Genomic DNA, 10,700 nt, shown 5'->3' with positions numbered 1-10,700 from the left:
CAAAAACTTGAAGATCTTGGCTTAAGCCTGCGCAAGGACGACTAACATTTCGCAAATATTGATGATAAACCGACAACTTTGATAAAGGAGGGACATGACATGTCATATAGAAAATTAGGACGTACAAGCGCGCAACGCAAAGCATTGCTTCGTGATTTGGCAACGGACTTAATCATCAATGAACGGATTGAAACAACGGAAGCACGTGCGAAGGAGCTTCGTTCCATTGTAGAAAAGCTCGTTACTTTAGGAAAACGAGGCGACTTACATGCTCGCCGCCAAGCTGCGCAAATTATTCGCAACGAGGTGGCAAAAACAGTTACTGTTACCGATAAAGAAGGAAAGGAAAAAGAAAGACCTTTCTACGCATTGCAAAAATTGTTTAATGAAGTTGCACCTCGTTATCAAGAGCGTCAAGGCGGTTACACACGCATTTTGAAAATTGGTCCTCGCCGTGGTGACGGAGCTCCAATGGTTATTATTGAATTTGTGTAATGTGGAATATATATCATTTAAGGGCGGGACAGTTGTTATGACTGGATCTATGCCCTTTTTTATTGACTATCATTTATTATTTTGTATTCTAATACATTTAGCGCAGACAAGATTCACCTTTATAAACTGCTTCAGGTAATATACAGTTTTTGTCAATTACAGCCCTCAAAATCTATTATGATGGAAAGTGGAATACGTTTAGAGGCGAGAGGAGGGCGTTTATGGAACGGACAATTATCCAAGTTCAACACGTTTCTTTCCGGTACAATCAAGAAAATGCCCGACCGGCACTATCAGATGTATCCTTTGATGTAGTTGAAGGTGAGTGGCTGGCTGTAGTTGGCCACAATGGCTCAGGGAAATCGACGTTAGCCCGCATTTTAAATGGATTGTTAATCCCTGATGAAGGGGTAGTGAAAGTATCTGGAATTCCATTGTCGGAAGAAACGGTTTGGGAAATTCGCAAACATGTCGGGATGGTGTTTCAAAACCCAGATAATCAATTTGTCGGTGCAACGGTTCGGGATGATGTAGCCTTCGGCATGGAGAATTTGGGTGTTCCTCATGAAGAAATGTTGAAACGTGTAGAATGGGCAACAAAAATGGTTCAAATGGATGAATTTTTAGACCGAGAGCCCCATCATCTATCCGGGGGGCAGAAACAGCGTGTTGCCATCGCAGGTGTGCTCGCTGTCCAACCAAATATCATTATTTTGGATGAAGCAACTTCAATGCTTGACCCCATAGGGCGGAAAGAAGTGTTGGATACGATTCGGTCATTGAAAGAGAAGAAGATTATCACAGTGATTTCCATTACCCACGATTTAGAAGAAGCAGCCACCGCGGATCGAATGATTGTGATGAATGGCGGGGAAAAGTTTGCCGAGGGAACGCCTGAAGAAATATTCCAAATGAATGAATCGATTGAAAAAATCGGACTTGATCTTCCGTTCTCTTATAAATTAAGCAATATGCTTCTAAAAAAAGGAGTGCCTTTATCGAAGAGGCATCTAAGCGCAGAAAGCTTGGTGGATGAACTATGGACATTAAAATCAGGGAGCTAGAACATCGTTACCAAATAAACACTCCTTTTGAACGGCTTGCTTTGCACGACATTACGATGGATATTAAAGAAGGAACTTATCTGGCGGTCATCGGCCATACAGGTTCAGGAAAGTCTACTATCTTACAGCATTTGAACGGACTGCTTTTGCCAACAAAAGGATCAATCCAAATTGGCGATCGCCTTATCAAGGCGGGGAAAAAGGAGAAAAATTTAAAACCTGTCCGAAAAAAGGTCGGAATTGTCTTTCAATTTCCTGAACATCAACTGTTTGAAGAGACGGTTGAAAAAGACATTGCGTTTGGTCCGATGAATTTCGGGGCGACAATCGATGAAGCCAAGAGAAAGGTAAGAGAAGTATTGCCTCTCGTTGGCTTAGAGGAGGAAATTCTTGCAAAATCCCCATTTGAATTAAGCGGGGGGCAAATGAGGCGAGTCGCGATAGCCGGCGTTTTAGCCATGGATCCAGAGGTGCTTGTATTGGACGAACCGACAGCAGGACTAGATCCGAAAGGCCGCAAGGAAATAATGGATTTATTTTTTCAACTTCATCAAGAGAAAAAGCTTACAACGATATTAGTGACACATAGTATGGAAGATGCGGCAAAATATGCTGATGAAATCGCCGTAATGCACAAAGGAGAACTGAAAATAAAAGGGAAGCCGCAAGAAATATTTCAATTAACGGGGATGTTGGAAAAATTGGGCCTCGATTTGCCTGAATCCATTAAGTTTGCTAGGAAGCTTGAAGAAAAGTTTGGGATGACAATAGAGGACAAGCCGTTAACGCTTGAAGCAATGGCGGAATATATCGATTTCTTTTTAAAAGAAGGTGTTGGCTCATGATTGATAGTGTCATTATCGGAAAATATGTCCCGGGCCGCACCGTTATCCACCGAATGGATCCGCGTTCAAAGCTATTGACGATTTTTTTGTATGTTTTTATTGTCTTTTTCGCCAATAATGCGGCGACCTATTTTCTGTTGGGAGTTTTCACGCTGACGGTCATTTTACTGACGAAGCTTCCATTTTCTTTTTTATGGAACGGCTTAAAGCCTGTTATATGGATCGTTGCCTTCACCTTCTTGCTCCATATATTTGTGACAAAAGAAGGGGAAGTGCTTTTTCGCTTTGGTTTTTTTGCCGTTTATGAAGAAGGGCTGCGCCAAGGAATTTATATCTCGCTTCGTTTTATTTATTTAATTTTTATGACAACAACTTTGACATTAACAACTACACCGATTGAAATTACCGACGGAATCGAAAGTTTGTTGAATCCCCTAAAAAAATGGAAACTTCCTGTTCATGAACTAGCTCTTATGATGTCTATCTCGCTTCGCTTTATTCCAACACTTCTTGAGGAAACAGATAAAATTTTAAAAGCGCAGATGGCAAGAGGAGTAGATTTTACAACAGGACCGTTGAAAGAACGTATCAAAGCAATTGTTCCATTGCTTGTCCCCCTTTTTATCAGCGCATTTAAACGGGCGGAAGAGCTGGCAACAGCGATGGAAGCAAGGGGATATAAAGGAAGCGAAGGCCGGACGAAAATCAGACAGCTAAAGTGGGGAACGATTGATACAATGATGATGGCCTCTGTTCTGCTCTTGGCAATCCTTTTATTACTACTTCGTTCCTAGGAGTTGGAAAATGAGAATAAAATGCACAGTTTCCTATGATGGTTCTCGATTTAACGGGTACCAAATTCAACCGAACAGCCGGACAGTACAAGGCGAGCTCGAAAAAGCGCTGGCAAAAATGCATAAAAGAAAAAGGGTTCAAGTCGTTGCCTCGGGGAGAACGGATGCGGGGGTTCATGCGGTCGGCCAAGTCATTCATTTTGATACAAATTTGAATCTTCCGCCTTCAAAGTGGCCGATAGCGTTGAATGCCCTCCTTCCCGACGACATCTCTGTAAAGAATGCTGTGCTTGTAAATGAGGATTTTCATGCAAGATTTTCCGCTCAAAAAAAGGAATATCGCTATCGCTTGTATCAAAGCAGCTGCCGGGACGTATTCCGGCGAAACTATGCATACCACTTTCCATACAGATTAAAAGTGCAGGAGATGAAAGAAGCTGTCCATTACCTCATTGGCACACATGACTTTACAAGCTTTTGCTCTGCGAAAACAGAATCTGAAAATAAAATCCGAACCATTTATGAAGCCGATATATGGGAGGAAGACGACGAAATGATCTTCCGCTTTGTCGGAAGCGGTTTTCTTTATAACATGGTTCGCATTTTAGTCGGCACATTGCTTGAAGTCGGGGAGGGGAAAAGAAAACCCGGGGAATTAAAGCAAATTCTCGAAGCGAAAGATAGAAGGTTTGCAGGAAAAACAGTACCAGGAAATGGGTTGTATCTATGGAAGGTTTATTATGACGACGAAAATTAGTGAAAGAAAAAGTATGAAATCAAAGAGAAAGAAGGCGTTCTATTAACCCTCTGCTTTTAATCGCAAAAAACGTCATTCTTATGTCGATAGCCACCCGCTTCTTCCTTCTTTCCGCTATTCTGTCCTTTCCCCAACATGGAAGAAAATCATCATTCATAAAGAAAAACAGAAACTTTGAAACTTAGTTGCTGCCGTATTTTCTCCGTAATAGGTACGAATGTTGGGGCCTTTAATGAAATTGCCAACTTCCCGAACTCTTCTCTTGCTCCTTCCTCACCCATATGGATTTGTAAAAGCCTTTCCATTCGTAACCGGTTTTGTAAACGGAATGACTGATGTTGTTCCTGGATCATTCAGATCGGGGTTTTGCCTTTCATTTGTGTTCACAATTTCGTTCACGGCAGTACCGCATTTCCGTACTTTGCCTAATTGCCTAGTTTGTGAGAACGTCTCTCCGGGAAAAACAATATTGATTTGGTGTAGAAGCAATAAAACCATTTCCGCAAAGATTCATAAGAATCGTTTATTTCGTTTGCTTAATCAATGCGAAAGTGTCTGCAAAATCCGAACGTTCTATTCTAACATTTTCTTGACATCAGTTTCTTAAAAAGATATGATATCCTATGGTATGTATTTCAATTCCACGATTAGCCCCGGAAATAAATCGTGTTTGAAATAGACTTCTATGGTTGAATTTGATCTATTAGGAGGGAAAACAATGCGTACAACGTTTATGGCGAAACAGCATGAAGTTGAACGTAAATGGTACGTTGTTGATGCAGCTGGCCAAACTCTAGGACGGCTCGCAAGCGAAGTTGCATCCATTTTACGCGGAAAGCATAAACCAACGTTCACACCACATGTTGATACTGGAGATCACGTGATTATTATTAACGCTGAAAAAATTGAATTGACTGGAAAAAAATTGACAGATAAAATCTATTATCGCCACAGTCAGCATCCTGGCGGTTTAAAAACAAGAACAGCATTAGAAATGCGGACAAACTACCCTGAAAAAATGCTGGAACTTGCCATTCGCGGAATGCTTCCAAAAGGTTCTCTCGGCCGGCAAATGTTTAAGAAATTGCATGTTTATCGCGGAAGCGAGCATCCGCATCAAGCACAAAAACCTGAAGTTTACGAACTTCGCGGATAATTTTTAAAGGGAGGTTATGATATCTTGGCACAGGTACAATATTACGGTACAGGTCGTCGCAAAAGCTCTGTGGCCCGTGTTCGTTTAGTTCCCGGCGAAGGCCGTATCGTCATTAATAAACGGAACATTGAAGAGTACATTCCAACAAAAGCTTTAATTGAAGATATTAAACAACCGCTTGTTTTAACTGAAAACGTCAATAATTATGACGTGCTTGTCAATGTAAGCGGCGGCGGTTTCACCGGTCAAGCTGGCGCCATTCGCCATGGAATTGCCCGTGCTCTTTTAGAAGCTGATCCGGAATATCGCGCTGTTTTAAAACGCGCTGGTCTATTAACACGTGACGCACGCGTGAAAGAACGTAAAAAATACGGTCTTAAAGGCGCCCGTCGTGCACCGCAATTCTCAAAACGTTAACAGCAATTTTTTTATTTGCTGCACCCTTTCTCGTTTTTCGGGAAAGGGTTTTTTTATTGGATCATTGTTGATACTCTTTTCCAAACAAATGAAACAGGTTGAAAAGGCTGTTTTTTGTCTAAAGCTCGGTATGGTCCAAAATTCATGAAGCCTCATGTTAAAAATTGGACGTAGAACAACAATAATCGTTCTTGACAAACAGCCGAAAAAATTAAACGGCACGTTGGAAATGAGTGGCTGTATGGATCATCGCTGTTCGCAAAAAATATGATCAAGGAGGGGGTTATCATGAATGTAATAACAAACCTTGCCGAAAGAAGACAAAAAAAGCAGCTTCAAACTGAACGAAAAATGTTAAGAGAACTTCCTGTAAGGAAACTAAAAGACACAGTATATGAATGGTTTGCTCCTTTGTTTCAAAAAAGATGGATCCATCATACGTATCTTGAGGATATATGTAGTGAATATGCCATTGAATCTTTTATATTAGGTGCTCTTTACAGCCGTTTCGGATATTACGGAGAATCTCTGGAGAAGGTTCATGCTCGCTGTATGACACAGGAACAGGAACTTATTTGCAATTTGTACGATGAAGTCTGCCATCTGCAGACAGGAAATAATGATTTTGAGAACGAATCGCTTTATATGGCTTGTGAATATTTTATTCATTTTTGGTGGAAAGAAGGTTTTTTCGCCGGGACGAAACGGCATAAATTGAGGCTGCAGTAATCTTTATCATATTTTTCCTCCGTGTCCCATATATTGAAGACAAGGGACGGGCAGGAGGGATTCGATTGAAAAAAAAGCTCAGGTGGATGCTTTTTATTGTCGGTTTTATTCTACTCATGTTTATCGTTCAATACAAATTTGTCAGCTATCACTCGTGGAAATCATGGAATCTTCCTTTATCGGGGAAAATTATATATTTAGACCCAGGCCACGGTGGTCCGGATGGAGGGGCAGTTGGAAAAGAATTGATGGAGAAGGAGGTTGCCTTAAAGATTACTCAAATAGCTCGTGATTATTTGCAAGAGCAAGGTGCTTTGGTAATATTGACAAGAGAGCATGACGAAGATTTAGCATCGGATGATACGAAGGGATATAGCCGAAGGAAATCAGAAGATATCCGCAAACGTGTCGAAATGATCAATAATTCGGAAGCTGACTTGTTTTTAAGCATCCATTTAAATGCTATTCCTTCACCGAAATGGAGAGGGGCACAGACGTTTTATGATAGGAAATATCAAGAAAATGAAGCCATTGCGAAATTTATTCAAGATGAATTGCGAAGGAACTTGAAAAATACGGATCGAAAAGCAAAAACGATTAGTGGAATTTATTTATTAAAGCATGTTAAAAAACCCGGAGCGCTGGTCGAGGTCGGATTTTTATCAAATCCTGAAGAGGAAAAACTGCTTGCTTCGGAAGAATATCAAATGAAGGTGGCGGCATCCATTTATAACGGAATTTTGCGGTTTTTTACGAGTGATCAGCCGCCTCCTGAATAATAATGTGCAATTTGCCGGTTTATTGTAAAAAGTGTGATATACTAAAATAGACCCTTTCTAAAAAACGGGACAAGAAAGGATCAAATAAATAGGGGGGTTGATAGCATGCGGGAGGAAGACGTAAAAAAAATAGTCGAACAGCTGGAAGAACCTTTTTTACATAAATCTTTAAAAGAATTGAACGCAATTGAAGAAATAAAAGTGAAACCGGAAAAAAATCATGTAAGTGTAAAAGTTGCCATTGCCAAAACGGGGACAAACGAGCAGCTTAAGCTTCAGCAGCAAATTGTAACTCTCTTAAAGCAGGCTGGAGCGGAGACGGTCGGTTTGCGTTTTGTGGAATTGCCGAAAAACATTGTTCAAAAATATTATTCAGATCCGTCCTCCCCCTCTATCTTAACAAATAAGAAAACAACGTTTATTGCCATTGCAAGCGGAAAAGGCGGTGTCGGCAAATCGACAGTATCGGTGAATTTGGCGGTCTCTCTTGCCCGTTTAGGCAAAAAAGTCGGCCTGTTGGACGCGGATATATACGGCTTTAGTGTGCCTGATATGATGGGGATTATCCAACGGCCGACAGTAAGAGGGGATAAAATTATTCCTGTTGAGCGTTTTGGCGTAAAGGTCATTTCAATGGGATTCTTTGTGGAGGATAATGCTCCTGTTGTTTGGAGAGGGCCGATGCTGGGCAAAATGCTAAACAACTTTTTTCAAGAAGTTGAGTGGGGGGATTTAGATTATTTGCTGCTTGATTTGCCTCCTGGAACGGGGGATGTTGCTTTGGATGTCCATACGATGATACCTTCAAGCAAAGAAATCATCGTATCAACTCCTCATCCCACCGCTGCATTTGTTGCTGCGAGAGCAGGAGCCATGGCCTTAAAAACCGAGCATGAAATTTTAGGAGTTATCGAAAATATGTCCTATTTTGAAAGTAAAGCAACAGGGCAAAAAGAATATGTGTTTGGAAAAGGCGGAGGAAAAAAACTTGCCGAAGATCTAGAGGTTCCTCTGTTGGGGCAAATTCCGCTTGAGCAACCCGATTGGAATGATGAAAATTTTGCTCCTTCAGTATATGGCGAGGATCATCCGATCGGACAAATTTATTTAGACATAGCAAAAAAAGTAGTGGAGTTGACATCTTAAATGAAGAAGAGGGCGCTATTACTGCCCTTCTTCGTTTTTTGTTTGATTGTTTTGCTGTTGTTTTTGCAGATCTTCAGCGGCTTTTAACAATGTTTCTTCAATTTTTGTTTTAAAGAGCGGGCTGGTGAAAGTATCAGTAATGACCTCTTGCAAATATTTCCTGTATTCTTGGCTTTTTAAAACCGTCATGACTTCGTCTTCCATTTGCGGGTTTTTTAGCACATCCAACAGCATGGCTTGATATTCAGGGTCTTTCATTAATTGTTTAAGGACTTTTTCATGTTCGTTTCGCAGCGTTTTCGCAAATCCCTCTGCAAATTTAGAATCTTCAAACGTCCCCTTCCAAAAGTCTTTCCCTTGTTCAGATGTTAATGTTTTTTGGATGGTATCATTTACCGCCCTTTGGTCTAAAATCAGTTTTTTCTGTATTTCTTCATCTTTTATGATTTCTTGGACGGCTTTTTTTCCTTCGTCCGTTTTTAATATGTCTATTACCATTTTTTTTGTTTCATCATAATCCATCTGTTCGCTTTGTTGGTCAGCGCATGCGCTTAAAAATATCATTGCAATGAAAAGTACGAGGAGCGAACAATTCCTTTTCATAGTTCTTCATTAAGCTCCTTTCAAAAATAATTCTATTCTTTAGATTAAGATTTCGTCCGTTTTTTATACGAAAAAAGTTTTGCCATATGGTAATATACAAGATGGATGATGAAAATTCAGGAAGCATAACAAATGTGGAGGATTAAGCAGTGAAAAGCAGAAATTGGGTTCGACTATTTTTATCTACCCTCATTATTGGCGGGATTGCAACAAGCATTGTCGGGATTATATTAAGATGGAATGAGTATGGCCAGTTGTTTTTGTCATTTAATCTTGCTGAAATAGTTGCTGTATTCTTTTGGCATATAGGGGTTGGTTTTATTTTTAGCATAATCAGCCAAATGGGTTTTTTTGCCTATTTAACGGTTCACCGCTTCGGATTGGGGATATTTCGGACAGTTTCCTTATGGAACGCAGTTCAAATGGTATTAATTATTTTTGTATTTTTTGACTTAATCTATTTCCGTTATCAATTTTTTGCCAAACAAAATGAATCGATTGTTCCATACGTTTTAGTGGCGTTAGCCATTGTTTTATTTGGATTGGTTATTGCATACTTTAAACAGAAACAAACGAATAAGAGCGCCTTTGTCCCGGCGTTGTTTTTCATGGTCGTCATTACAGTGATTGAGTGGACTCCCGCCCTTCGAATCAATGATAAAGATTGGTTGTATTTAATGCTCATTCCGATTTTAATATGCAATGCTTATCAGTTGTTGATTTTGCCAAAATTATTGGAAAACCCCTCAAACAAACAAAAGAGCTGAGGATTTATTCAGCTCTTTTTGTTTTTAAGAAATTGAGTGAATATGCAAAGGTTACTTCATCTGATCTCGCTTCGCTGTTTTCAATTAATTCTTGAACTGTCACGTTTTTAAGGCCTTTTTGCTTTATAAATTGTATGATCGCCGGCAGGGCCTGTTCCGTTTGCTTTGCTGAATCCGAGGCATGAAGAAGAATAATGTCTCCTGCTTTTAAATCCTTCGTCACATTTTTGATAATGGCATTGACTCCAGGGTTTTGCCAATCGTTTGAATTGATGCTGTAATGAACAACGGTTAATCCGTATTGCTCGGCAATGGTTAACACCTTTTGATCAAATTGTCCCGTAGGCGGCCTCAACAAGGCCACATCTTTGATTCCGAGCTTTTGAAACGTCAGTTGTGCTAAAGACAAATCACGTTTTATTTCATTAGGTTCCAACTCCGTATAGTTTTTATAGCCATATCCCATACTGCCGATATGATGCCCATCCTCCACAATGCGTTTCACAATATCTGGATGTCGTTCAGCCCATGAAGCAGAAAGAAAAAAAGTTGCATTACCAATTCCTGCTTGTTTTAACGTATTTAAAATAGGAATGACTTTTTCATCGCCCCAGCTAATGTCAAAAGTTAAAGCAATCTCTTTTCCATTTTCATCCCCTTTATAAATGGCTTTCGGTCCATTTTCTGTAGAAAATACAAAAATATCCCAAGATGTTCGAAAAAACATAAAAGATGCGGCAAAAAATGAAATAATCAAGATTAAAACTAACATTTTCAACTTTTTTATCTGAATAATGTAAAAGCGGTTCATTGATTTTTCCTCCTTGTCCTCTCATCTTGTAAAATTGTATGAATCGGGCTTTTAATTATGTATAGAGGATCGGACATTTATAAAAGGACGGAAGAGGAAGTCAACAATTTTTATTTTTTTATAAGCAGTGTTGACTAATTAATAACATGATGGTATATTATTAATCGTCGCTGCGTTGAAGCGGCTAAAAAAAGATGTTGACAACTTCTAAACAGCATGATATAGTATGAAAGTCGTCAACAAATTATTGATACTTTGATTGATCTTTGAAAACTGAACAAAACGAAAGCGTTCCTGTTGATTCAAGAAATGAGCAGATATGAGGATAAACTTTTTT

At 39.7% G+C, this 10,700-nt stretch carries 13 protein-coding genes; 11 read left to right on the top strand and 2 right to left on the bottom strand.

What is annotated here, in order from left to right:
* Nucleotides 1-99: 99 nt before the first annotated feature.
* The 10 genes from rplQ (at nt 100) to AC0KTX_RS10080 (ending at nt 8,182) form a co-directional block, all read left to right on the top strand.
* Entirely contained in the window at nt 100-495 is a 396-nt protein-coding gene (gene rplQ / locus AC0KTX_RS10125; protein ID WP_474252081.1) for a 50S ribosomal protein L17, read from the top strand.
* A gap of 221 nt (nt 496-716) precedes the next feature.
* Nucleotides 717-1,559, top strand: coding sequence for an energy-coupling factor ABC transporter ATP-binding protein (locus AC0KTX_RS10120; RefSeq protein WP_474252080.1), 843 nt, complete (start codon nt 717-719; stop codon nt 1,557-1,559).
* The gene (locus AC0KTX_RS10115) at nt 1,535-2,404 is read left to right on the top strand and encodes an energy-coupling factor ABC transporter ATP-binding protein (RefSeq protein ID WP_474252079.1); all 870 of its coding nucleotides are present in this window, start codon (nt 1,535-1,537) and stop codon (nt 2,402-2,404) included. The genes AC0KTX_RS10120 and AC0KTX_RS10115 overlap by 25 nt, the downstream gene beginning before the upstream one ends.
* Entirely contained in the window at nt 2,401-3,198 is a 798-nt protein-coding gene (locus AC0KTX_RS10110) for an energy-coupling factor transporter transmembrane component T family protein (protein ID WP_474252078.1), read from the top strand. Before AC0KTX_RS10115 ends, AC0KTX_RS10110 begins: the two co-directional genes overlap by 4 nt.
* A gap of 10 nt (nt 3,199-3,208) precedes the next feature.
* A complete protein-coding gene (gene truA / locus AC0KTX_RS10105; RefSeq protein ID WP_474252077.1) occupies nt 3,209-3,955 on the top strand; it encodes a tRNA pseudouridine(38-40) synthase TruA in 747 nt (248 codons plus the stop codon).
* 718 nt (nt 3,956-4,673) lie between these two features.
* On the top strand, nt 4,674-5,111 hold the full coding sequence (gene rplM, locus AC0KTX_RS10100) for a 50S ribosomal protein L13 (RefSeq protein ID WP_474252076.1): 438 nt from the start codon (nt 4,674-4,676) through the stop codon (nt 5,109-5,111).
* A 24-nt stretch (nt 5,112-5,135) separates the two neighbouring features.
* Nucleotides 5,136-5,528 (top strand): 30S ribosomal protein S9, encoded by a 393-nt coding sequence (rpsI, locus tag AC0KTX_RS10095; RefSeq protein WP_474252075.1) that lies wholly within the window; start codon nt 5,136-5,138, stop codon nt 5,526-5,528.
* A 288-nt stretch (nt 5,529-5,816) separates the two neighbouring features.
* A complete protein-coding gene (locus AC0KTX_RS10090) occupies nt 5,817-6,257 on the top strand; it encodes a DUF2521 family protein (protein WP_474252074.1) in 441 nt (146 codons plus the stop codon).
* Between the two features lie 65 nt (nt 6,258-6,322).
* Nucleotides 6,323-7,036, top strand: a complete 714-nt coding sequence (gene cwlD, locus AC0KTX_RS10085) for an N-acetylmuramoyl-L-alanine amidase CwlD (RefSeq protein WP_474252073.1) — start codon at nt 6,323-6,325, stop codon at nt 7,034-7,036.
* 105 nt (nt 7,037-7,141) lie between these two features.
* Nucleotides 7,142-8,182 (top strand): Mrp/NBP35 family ATP-binding protein, encoded by a 1,041-nt coding sequence (locus AC0KTX_RS10080; RefSeq protein WP_474252072.1) that lies wholly within the window; start codon nt 7,142-7,144, stop codon nt 8,180-8,182.
* Nucleotides 8,183-8,200: 18 nt separating this feature from the next.
* On the opposite strand, the gene gerD is transcribed toward AC0KTX_RS10080, so the two are convergent.
* A complete protein-coding gene (gerD, locus tag AC0KTX_RS10075; protein ID WP_474252071.1) occupies nt 8,201-8,785 on the bottom strand; it encodes a spore germination lipoprotein GerD in 585 nt (194 codons plus the stop codon).
* Between the two features lie 149 nt (nt 8,786-8,934).
* Between gerD and AC0KTX_RS10070 the strand changes: the two genes are divergently transcribed.
* Entirely contained in the window at nt 8,935-9,552 is a 618-nt protein-coding gene (locus AC0KTX_RS10070; protein WP_474252070.1) for a KinB-signaling pathway activation protein, read from the top strand.
* Between the two features lie 4 nt (nt 9,553-9,556).
* Here AC0KTX_RS10070 and pdaB read toward each other — a convergent pair whose 3' ends face one another.
* The gene (gene pdaB / locus AC0KTX_RS10065) at nt 9,557-10,363 is read right to left on the bottom strand and encodes a polysaccharide deacetylase family sporulation protein PdaB (RefSeq protein ID WP_474252069.1); all 807 of its coding nucleotides are present in this window, start codon (nt 10,361-10,363) and stop codon (nt 9,557-9,559) included.
* Nucleotides 10,364-10,700 lie beyond the last annotated feature (337 nt).

The organism is Aeribacillus sp. JST-2 (assembly GCF_056032925.1).
This window is presented reverse-complemented; position numbering and strand designations above follow the sequence as displayed.

What these genes read in the sequence shown, in the direction of transcription:
- AC0KTX_RS10090 (WP_474252074.1), top strand. Translation starts at nt 5,817, where the DNA reads ATGAATGTAATAACAAACCTTGCCGAAAGAAGACAAAAAAAGCAGCTT.
- AC0KTX_RS10120 (WP_474252080.1), top strand. Translation starts at nt 717, where the DNA reads ATGGAACGGACAATTATCCAAGTTCAACACGTTTCTTTCCGGTACAAT.
- rplM (WP_474252076.1), top strand. Translation starts at nt 4,674, where the DNA reads ATGCGTACAACGTTTATGGCGAAACAGCATGAAGTTGAACGTAAATGG.
- AC0KTX_RS10115 (WP_474252079.1), top strand. Translation starts at nt 1,535, where the DNA reads ATGGACATTAAAATCAGGGAGCTAGAACATCGTTACCAAATAAACACT.
- truA (WP_474252077.1), top strand. Translation starts at nt 3,209, where the DNA reads ATGAGAATAAAATGCACAGTTTCCTATGATGGTTCTCGATTTAACGGG.
- gerD (WP_474252071.1), bottom strand. Translation starts at nt 8,785, where the DNA reads ATGAAAAGGAATTGTTCGCTCCTCGTACTTTTCATTGCAATGATATTT.
- rplQ (WP_474252081.1), top strand. Translation starts at nt 100, where the DNA reads ATGTCATATAGAAAATTAGGACGTACAAGCGCGCAACGCAAAGCATTG.
- AC0KTX_RS10080 (WP_474252072.1), top strand. Translation starts at nt 7,142, where the DNA reads ATGCGGGAGGAAGACGTAAAAAAAATAGTCGAACAGCTGGAAGAACCT.
- AC0KTX_RS10110 (WP_474252078.1), top strand. Translation starts at nt 2,401, where the DNA reads ATGATTGATAGTGTCATTATCGGAAAATATGTCCCGGGCCGCACCGTT.
- pdaB (WP_474252069.1), bottom strand. Translation starts at nt 10,363, where the DNA reads ATGAACCGCTTTTACATTATTCAGATAAAAAAGTTGAAAATGTTAGTT.